Source organism: Microvirga arvi (genome assembly GCF_016892765.1).
Taxonomy (GTDB): domain Bacteria; phylum Pseudomonadota; class Alphaproteobacteria; order Rhizobiales; family Beijerinckiaceae; genus Microvirga; species Microvirga arvi.
Window position 1 is genome coordinate 18584 of sequence record NZ_JAFEMD010000049.1, and the last position, 18797, is coordinate 37380.

At 63.5% G+C, this 18797-nt stretch carries 16 protein-coding genes; 15 read left to right on the forward strand and 1 reads right to left on the reverse strand.

All coding sequences use genetic code 11. The annotated features are described in order from the left end of the window. The first annotated feature begins 35 nt into the window (after nt 1-35). The 13 genes from ILT44_RS23030 to ILT44_RS23090 all read left to right on the forward strand — a co-directional run bounded on the left by ILT44_RS23030 (nt 36) and on the right by ILT44_RS23090 (nt 15206). Nucleotides 36-1700: a thiamine pyrophosphate-dependent enzyme gene (locus ILT44_RS23030; protein WP_239468464.1), complete on the forward strand. Its 1665-nt coding sequence runs from the start codon at nt 36-38 to the stop codon at nt 1698-1700. Next, on the forward strand, nt 1697-3790 hold the full coding sequence (locus tag ILT44_RS23035) for a hydantoinase/oxoprolinase family protein (protein WP_204241949.1): 2094 nt from the start codon (nt 1697-1699) through the stop codon (nt 3788-3790). Before ILT44_RS23030 ends, ILT44_RS23035 begins: the two co-directional genes overlap by 4 nt. Continuing rightward, on the forward strand, nt 3787-5409 hold the full coding sequence (locus ILT44_RS23040; RefSeq protein WP_204241950.1) for a hydantoinase B/oxoprolinase family protein: 1623 nt from the start codon (nt 3787-3789) through the stop codon (nt 5407-5409). The genes ILT44_RS23035 and ILT44_RS23040 overlap by 4 nt, the downstream gene beginning before the upstream one ends. Continuing rightward, a complete protein-coding gene (locus tag ILT44_RS23045; protein WP_204241951.1) occupies nt 5406-6626 on the forward strand; it encodes a pyridoxal phosphate-dependent aminotransferase in 1221 nt (406 codons plus the stop codon). Before ILT44_RS23040 ends, ILT44_RS23045 begins: the two co-directional genes overlap by 4 nt. Continuing rightward, nucleotides 6623-7444: an NAD-dependent epimerase/dehydratase family protein gene (locus tag ILT44_RS23050; RefSeq protein WP_204241952.1), complete on the forward strand. Its 822-nt coding sequence runs from the start codon at nt 6623-6625 to the stop codon at nt 7442-7444. The genes ILT44_RS23045 and ILT44_RS23050 overlap by 4 nt, the downstream gene beginning before the upstream one ends. Beyond that, a complete protein-coding gene (locus tag ILT44_RS23055) occupies nt 7441-8646 on the forward strand; it encodes an NAD(P)/FAD-dependent oxidoreductase (protein WP_204241953.1) in 1206 nt (401 codons plus the stop codon). The genes ILT44_RS23050 and ILT44_RS23055 overlap by 4 nt, the downstream gene beginning before the upstream one ends. A gap of 93 nt (nt 8647-8739) precedes the next feature. Beyond that, entirely contained in the window at nt 8740-9666 is a 927-nt protein-coding gene (locus tag ILT44_RS23060; RefSeq protein ID WP_204241954.1) for a LysR substrate-binding domain-containing protein, read from the forward strand. 114 nt (nt 9667-9780) lie between these two features. Beyond that, nucleotides 9781-10503 (forward strand): SDR family oxidoreductase, encoded by a 723-nt coding sequence (locus ILT44_RS23065; RefSeq protein WP_204241955.1) that lies wholly within the window; start codon nt 9781-9783, stop codon nt 10501-10503. Between the two features lies 1 nt (nt 10504). Then, nucleotides 10505-11254: an SDR family NAD(P)-dependent oxidoreductase gene (locus tag ILT44_RS23070; protein ID WP_204241956.1), complete on the forward strand. Its 750-nt coding sequence runs from the start codon at nt 10505-10507 to the stop codon at nt 11252-11254. Nucleotides 11255-11378: 124 nt separating this feature from the next. Next, nucleotides 11379-12509 (forward strand): branched-chain amino acid ABC transporter substrate-binding protein, encoded by a 1131-nt coding sequence (locus ILT44_RS23075; RefSeq protein ID WP_372441234.1) that lies wholly within the window; start codon nt 11379-11381, stop codon nt 12507-12509. A 280-nt stretch (nt 12510-12789) separates the two neighbouring features. Further along, nucleotides 12790-13539: an electron transfer flavoprotein subunit beta/FixA family protein gene (locus ILT44_RS23080; RefSeq protein WP_204241958.1), complete on the forward strand. Its 750-nt coding sequence runs from the start codon at nt 12790-12792 to the stop codon at nt 13537-13539. Nucleotides 13540-13555: 16 nt separating this feature from the next. After that, nucleotides 13556-14512, forward strand: coding sequence for an electron transfer flavoprotein subunit alpha/FixB family protein (locus ILT44_RS23085; protein WP_204241959.1), 957 nt, complete (start codon nt 13556-13558; stop codon nt 14510-14512). Nucleotides 14513-14561: 49 nt separating this feature from the next. Continuing rightward, the gene (locus ILT44_RS23090; RefSeq protein WP_204241960.1) at nt 14562-15206 is read left to right on the forward strand and encodes a sugar O-acetyltransferase; all 645 of its coding nucleotides are present in this window, start codon (nt 14562-14564) and stop codon (nt 15204-15206) included. Between the two features lie 19 nt (nt 15207-15225). On the opposite strand, the gene ILT44_RS23095 is transcribed toward ILT44_RS23090, so the two are convergent. Next, nucleotides 15226-16256, reverse strand: a protein-coding gene (locus ILT44_RS23095) for an IS630 family transposase (protein WP_204241961.1) whose coding sequence is annotated in 2 segments (ribosomal slippage) — nt 15226-15747 and nt 15750-16256 — 1029 coding nt in all. Because the reading frame shifts where the segments join, the coding sequence is not laid out codon by codon here. Nucleotides 16257-16451: 195 nt separating this feature from the next. Between ILT44_RS23095 and ILT44_RS23100 the strand changes: the two genes are divergently transcribed. Next, nucleotides 16452-17300: an IS5 family transposase gene (locus ILT44_RS23100; protein WP_204241962.1), complete on the forward strand. Its 849-nt coding sequence runs from the start codon at nt 16452-16454 to the stop codon at nt 17298-17300. Nucleotides 17301-17362: 62 nt separating this feature from the next. Continuing rightward, nucleotides 17363-18622: an IS701 family transposase gene (locus tag ILT44_RS23105; RefSeq protein ID WP_372441233.1), complete on the forward strand. Its 1260-nt coding sequence runs from the start codon at nt 17363-17365 to the stop codon at nt 18620-18622. The last annotated feature ends 175 nt before the right edge of the window (nt 18623-18797 follow it).

An 18797-nucleotide genomic window follows, 5' to 3' on the forward strand; every position in this document is an offset into this window, starting at 1 on the left:
ATGGCGGCCAAACCTTCGTACGGAGAGGGCCGAAGATGCACAGCGGCGGGCAGCTACTGGTCAAAAGTCTCGTGACCTTGGGTGCGACCAAGGGCTTCGGCATTCCTGGAGAGAGCTACCTCGCGGTTCTCGATGCGCTGCATGATGTATCAGGGCAGCTCGACTTTGTGCTGTGCCGGAACGAGGGCGGAGCCGCGTTCATGGCCGCCGCGTTCGGCAAGCTGTCAGGTCAACCGGGCCTCTGCTTCGTGACGCGCGGCCCAGGCGTCACCAACGCATCGATCGGCGTGCACACGGCCATGCAGGATAGTGTGCCGATGATCCTCTTCGTTGGCCAGGTCGGCACGGACATGAAAGGGCGTGAGGCCTTCCAGGAGGTCGACTACAGCGCAGTGTTCGGCACAATGGCAAAGTGGGCGGTAGAGATTGACCGCGTGGAGCGCATCCCGGAGATCGTTGCCCGCGCATGGACCACAGCCATCACCGGGCGCCCCGGCCCAGTTGTTGTTGCCCTTCCGGAGGATGTCCTGACGGCTGAGACCGACGCCGCGCCGCTCGCCCGACCCGCGCGGATCGCGGAGGCCGCACCATCCGCCGAAACGATGGCCGATGCGCTTGCCTTGCTTGCCGGCGCCGAGCGGCCGCTCGCCCTCGTCGGCGGCATCAATTGGACCGATGCCGGAAGAAGCGGTCTCCAAGCCTTTGCCGAAGCGTCGGACATCCCCGTGGTGGCCGCTTTCCGCTACCAAGACCAGTTTGACAATTACTCGCCGGTTTACGCCGGAGAGGCTGGAGTCGGAATGCCGGCCCATGTCAGGGCTCTCGTTCGCGACGCCGACACGATCCTTGCTATCAATGTGCGCTTCGGTGAGATGACGACGGATGGGTACACCCTGCTCTCGGTTCCATTGCCCGCGCAGCGGCTGATACACATCCACGGTTCGGATCGGGAGATCGGCAAGATCTACGTTCCGACGCTTGGCATCCACTCGGGACCTAATGCCTTCGCGGTCGCGCTCACTCCCATCAAAGGTCACTGGGGCGAATGGCGCCGACGGGCACGCGACGCCTATGAGGCGAGCTTCGCCTTGCCGCCACAGCCTTCTCCGGTCGACATGGGCGTTGTCACGTCCTGGCTGAATGACAACCTGCCGGACGACGTGATCGTGACCAACGGCGCCGGCAACTTCACGGTCTGGCCGAACAAGTTCCTCCATTATGGTCCGAAGGCGCGGCTGCTCGCGCCGCAGTCCGGCGCCATGGGCTACGGCCTCCCGGCAGCCATCGCCGCCAAGATCGCTTGTCCGGAGCGCTTGGTGGTATGCTTCTGCGGTGATGGCGATTTCCAGATGAACTGTCAGGAACTCGCGACAGCGATGCAGGCCGGCGCCCAGCCGATCGTGCTGATCGTCAACAATGGCATCTACGGGACGATCCGCGCTCACCAGGAGCGCAACTACCCGGGCCGCGTCTTCGGCACGACCATGGAGAACCCCGACTTCGTAGCGCTCGGTCGCGCTTATGGCTTCCACGCGGAGCGCGTCGAGCGAACGGAGGACTTCCCCGCCGCCTTCGACCGCGCCCGCGCCTCGCGCACGGGCGCGGTCCTCGATCTCAACGTTTCGCCGGAAGCGCTCACTCCGCGACAGACGCTCAGCCAGATGCGCGCCGCCGCGCTCGCCGTGAGGGACAAGGCATGAAACCCGAAGAATCCATCCGCCTCGGGGCTGACATCGGCGGCACCTTCACCGACGTGGCGCTCGAGTGCCGTGGCAGGCTGTTCTCCACGAAAGTACTGACGAACTACGCCGCGCCCGAGCAGGCGATCCTCGACGGCATCGCCATCGTCACGCACGAGGCGGGCATCTCGGCCGGGGACCTCGACATCGTCATCCACGGCACCACGCTGGCGACCAATGCCCTGATTGAGCGGCGCGGAGCGCGCACCGCCTTCGTCACGACCGAGGGATTCCGCGACGTGATCGAGATGCGAACCGAGAGCCGCTTCGAGCAGTATGACCTTGACCTGCGTCTCCCGACCCCTCTCGTCCCGCGCGAGGATCGCTTCACCGTCCGCGGTCGCATCGGAGCCAGCGGCGAAGAGCTCCTATCGCTCGACGAGACGGCGCTGGAAGCGCTCGGGGACCGCATCGCCGCCGGCGGGTACGGTGCCGTCGCGATCGGGTTCCTGCACTCCTACCTCAATTCTGAGCATGAGCGCCGAGCAAGGGAAATCCTCGCCCGCAAGATCGACGCGCCGATCTCGATCTCCTCGGAAGTCTCGCCGCAGATGCGCGAGTTCGAGCGCTTCAACACGGTCTGCGCCAACGCCTACGTCCGGCCGCAGATGGCCGACTATCTCGCCCGTTTCCAGGTTCGGCTCGCCGAGATGGGCGCGCGCTGCCCCGTCTTCATGATCCATTCGGGAGGCGGCCTGATCTCGGTCGAGACGGCGGCGGAGTTCCCGGTTCGCCTCGTGGAATCAGGGCCCGCCGGAGGAGCGATCTTCGCAGCCGACATCGCCCGCCGCTTTGGTCTCGACAAGGTCGTCAGCTATGACATGGGTGGGACCACGGCCAAGATCTGCCTGATCGAGGACTTCGCGCCGAAGGCGGCGCGCACCTTCGAGGTTGCCCGGACCTACCGCTTCTCCAAGGGCTCGGGGATGCCGATCTCGATCCCGGTGATCGAGATGATCGAGATCGGTGCTGGCGGCGGCTCGATTGCCTGGGTGGACGCCATGGGCCGTATCCAGACCGGGCCGGAATCCGCAGCATCGGAGCCCGGGCCGGCTTGCTACCAACGCGGCGGCGAGCGCCCGGCAATCACCGATGCAGACCTGGTTCTCGGCAAGCTTGATCCCGACAACTTCGCCGGTGGTGCGATCAGGCTCTCGGTGGAGCGGGCCGCGTCCGCCATCACCCGGGATGTCGGCGGGCAGCTCGGCCTTTCGCCGCTGCCCGCCGCCTTCGGCATTTGCGAGGTGGTGGACGAGAACATGGCCAACGCCGCCCGCGTTCATGCCGTTGAGAACGGCAAAAACATCTCGGACAACTTGATGATCGCCTTTGGCGGGGCCGCGCCGCTGCACGCGGCCCGACTCTGCGAGAAGCTCGGCATCGACCACTGCCTCGTCCCCCCTGGGGCCGGCGTCGGGTCGGCGATCGGGTTCCTCAAGGCGCCCTTCGGCTATGAAGCGCTGGCCTCACGGGTGATCCGCCTGTCCACCTTCGATTCCGCGACGGTTAACGAGTTGCTCAGGGACCTCAAGGCATCCGCCGAGGGCTTCGTCCGGGCCGGCACGGACGGCATGATCGTGCGGGACGTCACGGCCTTCATGCGCTATGTCGGCCAGGGCTGGGAGATCCCGGTCGCGCTGCCAGATCGCGATTTCACGGACGAGGACGCGGGCCTCTTCCGCGACAGCTTCCGCAAGGGCTACGCTCGCTTCTTCGGCCGCGCCATCGACGGTCTCGCCGATCTTGAGATCGAGGTCGTCACCTGGTCGGTGAAAGCGGAGGACGAGCGGCCGGAGGGTGCCCGCCATGAGGTGACGCTCGGAGCGGGCACAGTCTCGCCGAAGGCCTTCCGTGAGGTCTTCGACGCCGCAAGCGGCACGCTCCTCAGCTCCGCGATCCTCGAACGCACCACCCTATCGTCGGGCGATCGGGTGGTCGGCCCTGCCGTCATCGTGGAACGGGAGACCTCCACCGTCGTGACATCTCCGTTCGACGCGGTGATGCAGTCCGACGGCTCTCTCCTCCTCTTGCGCAAAGGAGTTGCAGCGTGAGCGACACCATCAACGAGATCCGCATGCAGGTCATGTGGAACCGCCTGATCTCGGTCGTCGAGGAGCAGGCGATGACACTGCTTCGGACGGCTTTCTCGACCTCCGTACGCGAGGCCGGCGATCTTTCCGCCGGCGTGTTCGACCCGCAGGGGCGGATGCTCGCCCAAGCCGTCACCGGCACCCCCGGCCACGTCAACACCATGGCTGAGGCCGTCCTGCACTTCATGGCAGAGATCCCCCGCGAGGTGATGTTCCCGGGTGACACCTATGTCACCAACGACCCCTGGAAAGGCACTGGCCATCTTCATGACATCACCATGGTCTCGCCGTCCTTCCTCGACGGCGAGCTGGTCGGCTTCTTCGCCTGCACGGCACACGTGGTGGATGTCGGCGGCCGCGGCTTCGGGGCAGACGGCAAGTCGGTCTACGAGGAAGGAATCCAGATCCCGATCATGAAGTTCGCCGAGCGCGGCGTCGTGAACCGGGACCTCGTCAGGCTCCTGCGCGCCAATGTGCGCGAGCCCAATCAGGTCGTCGGCGATTTCTATTCGCTCGCTGCCTGCAACGACGTCGGCCACCGTCGCCTCGTCGACATGATGCGCGAAATCGGACTGAGCACCTTGGCGTCGCTCGGCGAGTTCATCTTCTCCCGCACCCAGGCCGCGACGCTGGCCCGCATCCAGGCCCTGCCGGAGGGCCGCTGGTCCAACGAACTCCTGACCGACGGATATGATACGCCGGTCAAGCTCGCGGCTACGATCACGGTCGACGACGACCGGGTCAACGTCGACTTCACGGGCACGGACGGCGTCAGCCGGTGGGGCATCAACGTGCCGTTGATCTACACCAAGGCGTATGCCTGCTACGCGCTGAAGTGCGTCGTCGCCCCCGACATTCCGAACAACTGGGCCTCGCTCAGCTTCTTCACCGCTTCCTCGCCGGTCAACATCCTGAACGCGGAACGGCCGGCACCGGTGAGCCTGCGCCACGTCATCGGCCATATGGTTCCTGACCTGGTGCTTGGCGCGCTCGCCAAGGCACTCCCCGGCAGGATCCTGGCGGAAGGAGCGGCGGCGCTCTGGAACATCCACATCTCCGCGCGGCCGGTCGCAGATGGAGATGGACGTCGTGCCGAGATCCTGATGTTCAACTCGGGCGGCATGGGCGCCCGGCCGACTCTCGACGGTCTGTCGGCCACTGCGTTCCCGTCAGGCGTCATGACGATGCCCGTCGAAGCCACCGAGCACACCGGACCGATCGTGGTCTGGCGCAAGGAGCTCCGGCCGGACTCCGGCGGCGACGGCGAGTTCCGCGGCGGCCTCGGACAGATCCTTGAGATTGAGGCGTTGCCGGGCCACGAGTTCGACTTCTCCGCGATGTTCGATCGGATCAACCATCCGGCCAGAGGGCGCGAGGGCGGCGGCGAGGGCGCTGCCGGCGTCGTGGCGCTGGACGACGGGACGAAGCTCAAGCCGAAGGGCTGGCAGCACGTGCCCGCGGGACGCCGCCTCGTCCTCAAGATGCCCGGTGGCGGCGGCTACGGTGATCCGGCCCGGCGCAAAGCCGACGCCCGCCGCGACGACACCGTCAAGGGCTACGTCACGGGGACACCGACATGAGCTATGTGGCCAGCCGTCTGTCGGCAGTCCGTCCCTCGGCCTCCATGGCCGTTTCCCAGGCCGCCAAGGCGCTCGCCGCCAAGGGCGTCGACGTCATCGACCTTGGCTTGGGAGAGCCCGACTTCCCAACGCCGCGCCACGTGATCGAAGCCGCCGAGGCAGCGGCACTCGCGGGCGAGACGCTCTATACCGCCGCAGCCGGCACCCCGGCCCTCCGGCGGGCGATTGCCGACAAGTTCGCCCACGAGAACGGTCTCACCTATTCAGCCGACGGTATCGTCGTTGCCAACGGCGCCAAGCAGATCATCTTCAACGCCCTGCTGGCAACGCTGGAGCCTGGCGACGAGGTGATCCTGCCCGCGCCCTATTTCGTGTCCTATCCGGAGATGGTGAAGCTCTTCGGTGGCATGCCGATCACAGTTCCCTGCCCGTCCGAGACTGGCTTCCGCCTGACGCCGGAGGCGCTCGAAGGCGCGATCACCGAGCGGACGAAGTGGCTGTTCCTCAACATGCCCGGGAACCCGTCCGGCGCGGTCTATTCCGAGGCGGAGTTGAAGAGCCTCGGGGCCGTGCTTGCACGGCATCCGCAGGTTCTCGTCCTATCCGACGAGATCTACGAGCATATCCTGTTCGACGGACGCAGGTTCGTCTCCTTCGGAGCGGCCTGCCCGGAGTTGAAGGAGCGCAGCCTAATTGTCAACGGCGTCTCGAAGGCCTACGCGATGACGGGCTGGCGGGTGGGCTACGCCGCCGGCCCCGCTCCGCTGATCAAGGCCATGACCACGGTCCAGAGCCAGTCCTGCACCTCGGTCTGTTCGCCGGCACAGGCGGCCGCACTCTCGGCTCTCACCGGCCCGCAGGATTGCGTGGTGGAATTCCGGGAAGCCTTCGAACGTCGCCGCAATCTCGTGGTCGAGGGCATTCAACGGATTGAAGGGCTCAGTCTGTCGCCTCCGGAAGGGGCATTTTACGCCTTCATTGGTTGCAGCGGATTGATCGGCAGCGTGACGCCACTGGGCGCGGTCCTGGCCGATGATGCAGCCGTGACCCGGTACTTGCTCGACGAAGGACGTGTCGCAGCCGTTCCGGGCACCGCCTATGGGCTCTCACCTTTTTTCCGCATTTCGACAGCCACATCTGACTCGATCCTGACCGAAGCCATCAGCCGCATTGCCGACGCCGTCGAGCAGCTCCAAAATCGATCGGAGACCGAATGACCGAACCACTCTTCGACACCCTTTTGATCACTGGAGCCGCTGGGCGCCTCGGCACCCACCTCCGGCGTGGTCTCGCGCCGTTGGCGCGTCGATTGCGGCTGTTGGACAAGGCCGAGATCGTTGACCTCGCCCCAAACGAGGAAGCTGTGATCTGTGACCTGGCTGACGAGACCGGAGTTCACGAGGCTATCAAGGGCGTTGACGCTATCGTTCACTTTGGCGGTGTCCCGCTCGAGCGGAGTTGGGCATCGATCCTCGACGGCAACATCCGCGGAAGCTACCACGTCTATGAGGGCGCGCGGAAGCACGGCGTGAAACGCGTTGTCTATGCTTCGTCGGTCCATGCCGTCGGCTACCACCGCCTCGAGGACCGCATTGATGCCAACGCGCCGCACCGACCGGACGGACTCTATGGCCTCTCGAAGTGCTTCGTCGAGGATCTCGGCCGCCTCTACTTTGACAAGTTTGGCATCGAGACCGTCGCCCTTCGCATCTTCTCTTCCTTTCCGGAGCCGACTGACAGGCGAATGCTTTGGTCGATGCTCACTTTCGATGATTGCGTCAGGCTTGTCGTCTCAAGCCTGACTGCCGCTCAGGTGGGCTTCACTATAGCCTTCGGCACCTCCGACAACACCTTGAAACCGTACGACAACCGCATGGCCGATCACCTCGGCTGGCATCCAAGGGACTCCATGGAGCCATACCGTGCTGCCATCGAAGCGCGCACACCGGTTCCGGACCCCGATGCACCCGCCGTCCGCTATCTCGGCGGCTGGTTCGTCGACCTCGGACATCCAGACGACGAGGTGAAGTCATGACGGAAGGCTATGACGTCGTGATCGTGGGTGGAGCCGTCATCGGCTCCGCCGTCGCCTATTTCCTTACGGCCAATCCGGACTTCGGCGGCTCAGTGCTGGTGGTCGAGCGCGACCCAACTTACCACCGGGCGGCCACATCGCTGTCCTCCTCGTCGATTCGCACCCAGTTTTCCAATCCGATCAACGTGCGGATTAGCCAGTTCGGCAGCGAGTTCATCCGCAACTTCCCCGAGATCATGCAGGTGGGGGACGTACGCCCTGACCTGAATTTTCATCCTGGCGGCTATCTCTTCCTGGCGAACACGGAGGAGCAGGAGCGAACCCTGCTCGAAAACCATGAGGTCCAGCGCGCCTGCGGCGCCGACGTCGTGCTTTGGGACCCCGAGGAACTGGCGCGGGCTTTCCCGCATCTCAGGGTGGAGGATATCCGTCTCGCGTCCTACGGCCGCTCCGGCGAGGGCTGGTTCGACAATACGGGCCTCATGTACGGCTTCCGGAATAAGGCCCGGGCTGCGGGCGCCGAATACCTCACGGACGAGGTAGTCGGCATTGGGCGCGAGGGCAACCGGGTAACTTCGGTCCGCCTTGAGTCCGGCAGGGAGGTACCGGCCGGCACCATCGTCAATGCGTCAGGGCCGCGGGCCAGCCTGACAGCCAGGATGGCGGGGCTCGACGTGCCGGTCGAGCCGAGAAAGCGGACGCTCTTCGTCTTCGATTGCGCCACGACTCCGGAAGGCACGGCGGCCGTCAATGGCGGCCGCCTCCCGCTGATGATCGATCCTTCGGGCGTCTTCTGCCGACCCGAGGGCCGCTTCTTTCTGTCGGGCTGCTCACCGGTGGAGGATCCGGCGGTGGACTTCGACGACTTTGACCCGCGCTATCCCGAGTTCGAGGAGATCATCTGGCCTGCGCTCGCCGAACGCTCCCCCGCCTTCGAGGCGATCAAGATTGTCAACCAGTGGGCCGGCCACTACGATTTCAACACGCTCGACCATAACCTGATCGTCGGACGCCATCCGGAGGTGCGGAATTTCGTGTTCGCGAACGGCTTTTCGGGACATGGACTCCAACAGGGACCGGCCGCCGGTCGTGGCGTGTCCGAGCTTATTGTCTATGGCGGCTTCAGAACGCTCGACCTGACCGCGGTCGGCTACGAGCGAATTGTCGAGAACCGGCCGTTCCTGGAGAAAGCGGTGATTTGACCGAAGGAGGCTTGCACGGGACGGCCGAAGGAGGTGGAATAACTTCCTTAGCTCGGACGGGCCCCCGTGGCCCCCGCAAGGTACCCGACAGCCATGAGCCACCGCTCTTTCCGCCTACCGCCGCTCAATGCGCTCCGTGTGTTCCACGCCGTTGTTCGACGCAAGAGTTTCCGGGCAGCGGCCGACGAACTGCTGGTCTCACCTCAGGCCGTCAGCCACCAGATCAAGCTTTTGGAAGATACGCTCGGGATCACCCTCTTCGAGCGCAAGGGGCGGGTGGTCGAGCCAACCGAGCAGGCCATCCTGCTCGCCCACTACATCCAAGCCGGCTTCGATGAGTTTGAAGAGGGCGTGCGAAGGGTCAGTAAGGTCGGCGCCCGCAACCGGATTAACGTCAACGTCAGTCCCTACTTCGCGACCCGCTATCTGCTCGATCGGATCGCCCGTTTCCGCGAGACGATGCCGGACGTCGACCTGCGCCTGACCACTATGGTCGAATTGCCCGATTTCGCCGCAGCAGACGTTGACGTCGCAATCCAGTGGGGATTCGGCACCTGGTCCCGGTACGATCAGGTCCTGCTGGTGCGCGACCTGAAGATCATCTGCTGCACGCCCGAACTTGGGGCGCGGCTGAAAGAACCTGGTGATCTCGTGGGAGAGACGCTCCTTCAACCCGTCCTCTCAGAGGAGCTATGGCCGAACGTGCTCCGGCATCTTGGAGTAGAACCGCGCCTCTCTCACAGCGACATCCGCATCCAGGACGCGGCGACCATGCGCCGTGCGACCCTCGCCGGACTTGGCGTTGGGTTGCTGTCGGAAATTGACGCCGAGGAAGACCTCAAATCCGGCAAGCTCGTCGCTCCTTTCGGTATGGACGTGATGCACTCCATGGCGGAGCAGGAAATCCCGGGCTTTTACCTCGTGCTGCCGAAGGCACACCGCCGCATGAAGCCGATTGCGGCGTTCTGCTCATGGGTCGAAAAGGAAAATTGGCTTGTCAGTGACCCCGCTGAGCATTGAGCGTGCCCGCGAGGGAGCATCGATCAGCAAGAAAAATTTGTCTTTCGGATGCTTTTCTTGATTTGTTTCCGTTCCTCTGTGCGTCAGCCTTCGATGGAGAAGAAGGGAGCTGCCATGGCCCAGGCTTTGGTAACCGGAGCGACGAGCGGCATCGGACGGGCGATCGCAACAGCCTTGCAGGCGGCAGGCTACGATGTCTTCGCTGTCGGCCGGAACCAGCTCGCTCTGGATGAACTCTCGAGGGACTTCAACATTCACGGCATCAAGGTGGATCTGGCGGATCGCACGGCGACCGCTGCGGCGCTCGCCGGTCTTGAGCCCGACGTTCTCGTCAACAATGCCGGCCTGATGCCGCCTCTCGTGCCCTTCTGCGACACCGATCCGGACGACATTGATCGTGCGGTTGCCGTGAACCTGACGTCGGTGCTCGCCGTGACGCGCCTGATTGCGCCGGGCATGCGGGCGCGCAGAGGGGGACATATCTTCTTCACCGGGTCGACCGCCGGGCATGCGCCCTTCCCCAACCTCGCTGTCTACTGCGCGACTAAGGCGGCGGTGGGCGCCTTCGGACAGGCGCTGCGACTTGAGATGGCCGCCTATGGGGTTCGGGTGACGGAGATCGTGGCCGGACGCGTGGAGACCGGACTGTATAAAAACCTGATGACGCCGGAGGCGCGCGAGGCCATGTACGCCGGCAATTCGGCGGTCCAGCCGGAGGACGTGGCCGCCATGGTGACAGCGGTGCTGGCTCTTCCTGCCTCCGTCGACGTTTCCCGCTTCGACATCCTTCCTACCCATCAGGCGACGACGACGGGCGCCCGGACAACGGACAAGTGACATGAAGAACCTTTCGGTACTGATCGTTGGCGGTGGAGCAGGTCTTGGAGCTCTGATCGCGCGCATGGCAGTGGACGATGGCGCTTCCGCCATCGGTATCATCGACATCAACGCCGAAGCCGCCGAGGCCGCGCTCGCCCCGGCTCGTGAGGCGGGGCTTCCCGTGGCTTTCGCTTCCTGCGACATCCGTACCGCGGATGCCGCTCACGCGGCGTTCGATGCCGTTGCCTCACGTCTGGGACGTGTCGACACGCTTGTGAACTCGGCCGCGATCTATCCCAGGAAGCCGCTGCTTGAGATCACGGATGCGGATTGGGACGCCTCGAATGCGATCAACGTGAAGGGCACCTACCACATGATGGTCGCGGCCGTGCGCCACATGCGAAGCCAGGAGCCGAGGGATCGCGTGCGTGGGCGTATCGTGAACATCACATCGGTCGACGCTTTCAAGGCTCATCCCCAGAACGCACATTATGCCGCAACAAAGGCAGCCGTCGTCAGCCTGACCCGTAGTTTCGCCCAGGAGGTGGCGCCGGACGCCATTCTGGTCAACTCGGTCGCTCCGGCTGGCATGGCCACCGAGCGCGCCCGTCAGCTCGGTTTTCTTGCGGAACTCGCCAAGGCGAGCCCACTCGGGCGCGGCGGCGAGCCCGAGGAGATGGCCCAGTGGGTCCTCATGGCAGGTGGCCCGAGGAACACGTACATGACTGGAGAAAACATCATCGTCTCGGGCGGGTACATCTACGCCTAGGAAAGTTTGCGAACGAGACAAAGAAGCTCGGCGTAATCGGCCTCGCGAGCATTCAGCCTCATTAGGAAAGGGCCATCGCTCACGAAGCTGCTCTGCAATGAACCCCAATCCAGAGGATTTCAAAATGTCGAAGAAATTGTTGTTGACGAGCGTTGCACTCAGTTTCGTGTTGGCGTCAGTGGGAACTGCTAATGCACAGATCAAGATCGGCATCGGTGCCCCGATTACCGGACCGAATGCCACTTACGGCGCCCAATTCAAGAACGGCGTTGAGATGGCTGTCGAGGAGATCAATGCGGCGGGTGGTGTCAATGGCCAAAAGCTTGAGATCGTCATTGGCGACGATGTGTCCGACCCCAAGCAAGGCGTGTCTGTGGCCAACAAGTTCGCGGCAGAGGGCGTAAAGTTTGTCGTCGGTCACTTCAACTCCGGCGTCTCAATTCCGGCCTCGGAGATTTACGAGGAAGCCGGAATCCTCCAGATTTCACCGACCTCGACCAATCCGACCTACACCGAGCGCGGCCTGTGGAACACGTTTCGTATATGTGGCCGCGACGACCAGCAGGCCGTTATTGCAGGAGCCTTTCTCCTCGACAAGTTTAAGGGCAAGAAGGTCGCAATCCTTCACGACAAGACCCCTTACGGCAAGGGCTTAGCCGACGAGACAAAGAAAGTGATCAATGCCAAAGGATTGAACGAAACGCTCTACGAGGGCATCAATCCTGGCGAGAAGGATTATTCGGCTCTGGTCTCGAAATTGAAGCAATCCGGCATCGATTTGGTATACTGGGGCGGCCTGCATACGGAAGCCGGCCTCATCATCCGCCAGATGCGAGATCAAGGCCTCAGTGCGCAGTTCATGGGACCGGATGGCATTGTGTCGGCCGAGTTCGCGTCGATTGCCGGTCCCGGAGCGGAAGGAACGCTCATGACCTTCAACGCGGATCCGCGCAAGAACCCGAATGCGAAGGATGCCGTCGCCAAGTTCCGCGCGAGAAGCATCGAACCTGAGGCATATACTCTCTACAGCTACGCGGCTGTGCAGGTGCTTAAGCAAGCAGCCGACGAAGCGAAATCTTCAGACGGCAAGAAGATCGCCAATGTCATGCATTCCGGCAAGACCTTCAAGACAGTTCTAGGCGATCAGAGTTTCGACAAGAAGGGCGATATCACCCGCCCGGACTATGTTGTGTATGTCTGGAAGAAGGATGCGAATGGTAAGATCGACTACACCGGAAATGAACTGACGAACTGAGCTGATAAAGGAGGGGCGCAAGCTTTCAGGCTTGGCCCCTCCCGTTTCCTGGAAGAGAGCCGTCCTATCTACCTCGCCAACCTGAATGAATGCGGCAATCTCACGATCCACTCCAATGTCCCTCTCCCAGCATCCTCAAGGTCGCCGACGGCACGGACCTCGGCCTTTCAGCTAGCGTCGATCTGCAAGCCCTGGCCGGGGAAGGAGAGAACACTTCCTATAGTCTATGCGAGCAAGGTTGCTATGCTGCCGAATTCACATCTGCATTAAGGATCTAACTATGAAGCTTCTTGTGTGTGTGAAGCGGGTTGTGGACTACAACGTGAAGATCCGGGTGAAGCCGGACGGGTCGGGCGTGGAGCTTGCCAACATCAAGATGTCCATGAACCCCTTCGACGAGATCGCCGTCGAGGAGGCGGTGCGCCTGAAGGAGCAGGGCAAGGCCACCGAGATCGTCGCCGTCTCCATCGGCCCGAGCCAAGCCGGCGAGACCATCCGCACCGCGCTTGCCATGGGGGCCGACCGCGGCATCCTGGTCAAGACCGACTCCACCGTCGAGCCGCTGGCGGTTGCCAAGATCCTGGCCAAGGTGGTCGAGCAGGAAAAGCCTGATCTCATCATCATGGGCAAGCAGGCGATCGACGACGATTCCAACCAGACCGGCCAGATGCTGGCAGCCCTGCTGGGCTGGCCGCAGGGCACCTTCGCCTTCAAGGTGAACGTGGGTGAGGGTTCCATCGACGTCACCCGCGAGGTCGATGGCGGCCTGCAGACGGTGGGCCTGAAGCTGCCGGCCATTGTCACCACGGATCTGCGCCTCAACGAGCCGCGCTATGCGTCGCTGCCCAACATCATGAAGGCCAAGAAGAAGCCGCTGGACGAGACGAGCCCTGAGACGCTCGGCGTCGACGTCGCTCCGCGCCTGAAGGTGGTCAAGACCGCCGAGCCGGGCGGGCGCAAGGCCGGCGTCAAGGTCGGGTCTGTCGCCGAACTGGTCTCGAAGCTCAAAGTCGAAGCCGGCGTGCTCTGAGAAGGATTTTAGAACAATGACCACCTTGCTGTTTGCCGAGCACGACAACGCTCACCTCAAGGACGCCACCCACAAGGCGCTCTCCGCCGCGAAGGCGCTCGGCGCCCCGGTGCACGTGCTGGTAGCCGGGTCCAACGCCCGCGCCGCTGCCGAGGCTGCTTCCAAGCTCGAGGGCGTCGAGAAGGTGCTGCTGGCCGATGCGCCCGCTTACGAGCACCAGCTCGCCGAGCCGACCGCGGCGCTCATCGTCTCGCTCGCGGGCTCCTACGATGCCCTGGTGGCGCCTGCCACCAGCAAGGGCAAGAACGTCATGCCCCGTGTGGCGGCGCTGCTGGACGTGATGCAGGTCTCCGACATCATCAAGGTGATCTCGCCCGACACCTTCGAGCGGCCGATCTATGCCGGCAATGCGATCCAGACCGTGCAGGCCACCGATCCTAAGAAGGTGATCACCGTGCGCACCGCCGCCTTCCCGGCGGCCACTGAGGGCGGCTCTGCCCCAATCGGGGCTGTCGGCCCTGCCGACGATCCGGGCACGTCGAGCTTCAAGGGCGAGGAGATCGCCCAGAACGACCGGCCTGAGCTGACCTCGGCCCGGATCATCATCTCGGGCGGTCGCTCGCTCGGCTCCTCGGAGAACTTCACCAAGTACATCGAGCCGATCGCCGATCAGCTCGGGGCGGCCATGGGCGCCTCGCGCGCAGCGGTGGATGCAGGCTATGCGCCGAACGACTGGCAGGTGGGCCAGACCGGCAAGGTGGTGGCGCCGGATCTCTACATTGCGGTGGGGATTTCAGGGGCCATTCAGCACCTGGCGGGCATGAAGGACTCCAAGGTGATCGTTGCGATCAACAAGGACGAGGAGGCGCCGATCTTCCAGGTGGCCGATTACGGCCTCGTCGGAGACCTGTTCCAGATCCTTCCGCAACTGAAGGAAGAACTCACAAACGCCGCGGCTGAATACGCAGCTTGAAGCTGGATGAAGGTTATCATGGCCGAGTTGCCCATTTTCGCGTCACGCGGTGCTGGTCCTGTGTGCTTGGCAGCTGCCACTCGACCTAAGGAAAGAGGTTGTCGAGATAACGATGAATGAAATGCGAAGGGCCGCAGCCGGCCTGCTTTACGATGCAAATTATGACGAGAAATTGCTCCGGCTGCGGCGGCGCGCCAAAGAGATCCTATTCGATTTCAACCATACTCATCCCCGTCAGGCTCAGGACAGGATAGCCCTACTGAAGTCGCTGCTCGGCAAAACGGGCGAGAACCTCATCATCGAAGGGCCATTCCATTGCGACTATGGTTTTAATATTGAGGTCGGCGAGAATTTCTATGCCAATGCTAATCTCGTCATTCTCGACGGCGCGAAGGTGAGCATCGGCAGCAGTGTGTTCATTGCGCCAAATGTCGGCATCTACACCGCAGGTCATCCGATGGATGCCGAGCGCCGCAATCAGGGGCTCGAATATGCCTTACCCGTGATGATAAAGGACAACGTCTGGATCGGGGCAGGTGTGACGATCCTACCGGGTGTCACGCTTGGAGAGGGATGCGTCATCGGCGCCGGATGCGTCGTCACAAAGGACGTTCCCCCGATGGTCCTTTTCGCAGGGAATCCAGGTCGGGTCATCCGCCCCATCACAGACGAGGACAAGCTAAAGTTCGCATAATACCAATCGGCGCTGATGCTCATGCATGGGCCCAGTCGCGCAAGCCGATGGACATGATGGTCCAAGGTTGGTCTACGAGTTTGTTCCAAGCCGCACAGCAATGATCGAGGATGTCCGGGTAGGACGTGAAGATCCGGTTGGAGAGCCAGTTCTCCCTCAGGTACTGCCAGATGTTCTCGACCGGGTTCAACTCGGGCGCTTTGGCCGGCAGCGGCAGCAGGGTGATGTTGGTCGGCACCTTCAGTTTGCGCGAGACATGCCAGCCCGCTTGGTCCAACAGCAACAGCGCGTGCGCTCCGGGCGCCACCGCTTGCGAGATCTCGGCCAGATGCAGCGTCATCGCCTCGGTTGTGCAACGCGGCAGCACCAGGCCGGCAGCTTTGCCCTGGGCCGGGCAGATCGCCCCGAAGATGTAGGTCGAGGCCGTCCTCAGATCCCGGGGCGCCGAGGGACGGGTGCCGCGCCTGGCCCAGCGCCGGGTGATCTTGTTCTTCTGCCCGATGCGTGCCTCGTCGGCAAACCAGATCTCTAGGGGCTTGCCAGCGGCCTCGTTGGACGAGATTTCCGCCACACGCGCGGGAAACTCTTTTTAAAAACCGCCACCGCGGCGTCGCTCTTGGCATGATGGCGCGGGCGAGCCGAGAGCTTGCGGTAGCCGAGCGCCCGCAGCTCGCGGCCCAGCGTCGTCTCGCTCGCCTCGATCCGGAACTCGTCCCAGAGCCACTGCACCAGATCCTTCAGCCGCCAGCGCACGACCCCATGGACAGCCGGAATGGGGCCGCTCTCCACTAGGGCCAGCAAGGCCTCGCGATGGCGGGCGCTCAGCTTGCAGACATTCCCCGGCGCTTTGCCGTCGATCAGGCCTTCGGGGCCATGGGCGTTGAAGCGCACCACCCAGTCGCGCACCGTCTGCAGCCCAACCCCGCCGACCCGCGCCGCCTTGGTCCGCGTGCCGCCGTCGTAGATCTCGGCCAGCGCCAGCAAGCGTCGGCTTTGCCCAGCATTGCGGGTCGCGTCATAGTCTGTGCGAAGCTCGATCCCTGGGCGCATGGCGAACCTCCTGGTGACCAGCATGGAATCAGACAGGCACCCGCCTGAAAACCCCTAATGAGTCAGCCTTCACGCCGCTTGGTATCAGAGGCTGGTGAGCAATTTTATTGCTCGCTGCAAGTCATTGATTCAACATAGGTTTGGTGCTGGACCGCTGTGCCGGATGCGGGTTGTTTCACGTTGGGGAGACCCGCTATGGATACCTGTCTCTACGCCAGCGATCTCACTGATGCCGAATGGGCGCTGCTCGCGCCCCTTGTCCCCCGCAGCCATCCGGCCGGGCGGCGGCAAACCTACCCGCTCCGGCGCATCGTCGATGCCATCTTCTATCTGCTGCGCACCGGCGCGCAGTGGCGGCTGCTGCCGCACGAGTACCCCCCGCGTGGTGCCGTCTTCTACCACTATGCCCAGTGGCGCGAGGATGGCACCTGGGAGCATGTGACCCAGGTTCTGCGCGAGAGTTATCGCTGTCGGACCGGCCGCAATCGTCAGCCGACAGCAGCGATCCTCGACAGTCAATCGGTCAAGACCACCGAGATGGGCGGGCCGCGCGGCTATGACGGCGCCAAGAAGGTGAAGGGCCGCAAGCGCCATCTTCTCGTTGATACGCAAGGCAATTTGCTGAAGAACAGCGTGCAGCCAGCCGACATCCATGATCGTGCCGGGGCCGAACTCCTGTTGGAGGGTCTGCAGCATCTCTTTCCAGCGATCGAGCTGATGTGGGCCGACACCGCTTATCGTGGGCTGAAGGATTGGCTCCAGAAGGCCCTGAGCTGGAGATTATCCATCCCGCAGCATTGGTGGAGCGGCGGAACCTGGATGCGGGCTGACGCGGAGCCGCCGACGCGCCCGAGTGGCTTTCAGGTGATCGCGCGACGGTGGGTTGTTGAACGAACGATCGCCTGGTTGACCACCAACCGGCGGCTCGCCAAGGACTACGAACGCCTGATCGAGACCGGCGAGATGCTGCTTTATCTTGCCATGAGCCGCATCCTGCTGCGTCGCCTCACGCGAAAGGAAAGATACTTGCTCACCAGCCTCTAACATTACAGTTGCGCCTGCCGGTTTTGGGCTCATAATCTCGTGGTCTGACCCAGGAGGCTGCCATGACCGGTGTGGCCGTCGAGCAGATGCTCGAGTTCTGGTGTATGGAATTGCGTCAGGTCAAAGCCGATCTCAAGTCGCTGTTTGCTCATCCCAGTGTGGCCACCTCGGCGGCCGCCTTCCTCGATGGGGTGCTCGGCCCGGAGCGGCGCAAGATCGGCTGGATGCGGGCCGAGGCCGCCGGCGACTCGGGGCCCTGGCGTCAGCAGGCGGTGCTCGGGCGCAGCCACTGGGACGCCGATGCTCTGAGAGACATGGTGCGCGAGTATGCGCTTGAGACGCTGGCCTTCCCCGGGGCGGTGCTGGTGATCGACGAGACCGGCTTTCTCAAGCAGGGTCAGCACTCGTGCGGCGTGGGGCGCCAGTACACCGGTTCGGCGGGCAAGATCGCGAACTGTCAGATTGGTGTGTTTGCAGCCTATGTCTCGGACAAGGGCTGCGCCTTCATCGACCGCCAGCTGTATCTGCCACAGGATTGGACCAACAAGCCCGAGCGCCTGGCCGCGGCTCAGGTGCCCGATGCGATCCGCTTTGTCACCAAACCTGAGATCGCCGTGCAGATGATCGAGCGCGCTCTGGCCGCCGGCGTGCCGTTCGCCTGGGTCGCCACCGACACCGTCTATGGCGTGGGCAAAGTGGAGATGCTGTTGCGACGGGCCGGCAAGGGCTATGTACTGGGGGCGCATGCGACTGATCGGTTCTCGTCCTGGATCGACAAACCCGAAGTCGCCGGCACGGCCGAACAGATCGCGAAGGCCCTTGCTCCCGAGGCATGGAAACGTCTGTCAGCGGGAGACGGCACCAAGGGGCCGCGCCTGTATGACTGGGCTTATCTTGAACTCGCCGATCTCGAGGCTGCGGAATACAACGAGGACCTCACCGGCTTATGGACCCGCGGCCTGCTGATCCGGCGAAGCCTCAGCGATCAGGATCTGGCGTTCTTCTCGACCTGGTGTCCAGCCGGCACGCCGATCGAGACCCTGGTGCGGGTGGAAGGCCAGCGCTGGGCGATTGGGGACGCGTTCGAGACGGCGAAAACCGAACTGGGGCTGACGCACAACGAGACGCGCTCGTGGCACGGCTGGCACCGGCATGTCTCATTGGTGATGCTGGCCTTTGCCATGATGGCGGTGGTGCGCCAACGGGCCAACGCTCTCACGGCACCCCAAAAAAGAAACGACGAAGCCAGGCTGCAGCGCTGGTACGCTGGTCTGTTCAGGAAATCCGCCGCGTGGCCACCCGCCTCGAGCAGCATCAGATAGAACCTGCTTTCGTGATGGCCTGGTCCACGTGGCGCCGCGCGCATCAGGCCGTGGCACAAACCTCACATCACAAGCGCAGGGCGCAACTGTAATGCTAAGGGCTTGGCAGGCAATAACCTGCCCAAATGGGCAACTGGTGCGTTGTTGGAAGAAGGACCATCCGTTCTGAACGGAG

Coding starts and splice junctions, on each gene's coding strand:
- ILT44_RS23030 (WP_239468464.1), top strand. CDS start 36: ATGCACAGCGGCGGGCAGCTACTGGTCAAAAGTCTCGTGACCTTGGGT.
- ILT44_RS23035 (WP_204241949.1), top strand. CDS start 1,697: ATGAAACCCGAAGAATCCATCCGCCTCGGGGCTGACATCGGCGGCACC.
- ILT44_RS23045 (WP_204241951.1), top strand. CDS start 5,406: ATGAGCTATGTGGCCAGCCGTCTGTCGGCAGTCCGTCCCTCGGCCTCC.
- ILT44_RS23050 (WP_204241952.1), top strand. CDS start 6,623: ATGACCGAACCACTCTTCGACACCCTTTTGATCACTGGAGCCGCTGGG.
- ILT44_RS23055 (WP_204241953.1), top strand. CDS start 7,441: ATGACGGAAGGCTATGACGTCGTGATCGTGGGTGGAGCCGTCATCGGC.
- ILT44_RS23060 (WP_204241954.1), top strand. CDS start 8,740: ATGAGCCACCGCTCTTTCCGCCTACCGCCGCTCAATGCGCTCCGTGTG.
- ILT44_RS23065 (WP_204241955.1), top strand. CDS start 9,781: ATGGCCCAGGCTTTGGTAACCGGAGCGACGAGCGGCATCGGACGGGCG.
- ILT44_RS23070 (WP_204241956.1), top strand. CDS start 10,505: ATGAAGAACCTTTCGGTACTGATCGTTGGCGGTGGAGCAGGTCTTGGA.
- ILT44_RS23075 (WP_372441234.1), top strand. CDS start 11,379: ATGTCGAAGAAATTGTTGTTGACGAGCGTTGCACTCAGTTTCGTGTTG.
- ILT44_RS23080 (WP_204241958.1), top strand. CDS start 12,790: ATGAAGCTTCTTGTGTGTGTGAAGCGGGTTGTGGACTACAACGTGAAG.
- ILT44_RS23085 (WP_204241959.1), top strand. CDS start 13,556: ATGACCACCTTGCTGTTTGCCGAGCACGACAACGCTCACCTCAAGGAC.
- ILT44_RS23100 (WP_204241962.1), top strand. CDS start 16,452: ATGGATACCTGTCTCTACGCCAGCGATCTCACTGATGCCGAATGGGCG.
- ILT44_RS23105 (WP_372441233.1), top strand. CDS start 17,363: ATGACCGGTGTGGCCGTCGAGCAGATGCTCGAGTTCTGGTGTATGGAA.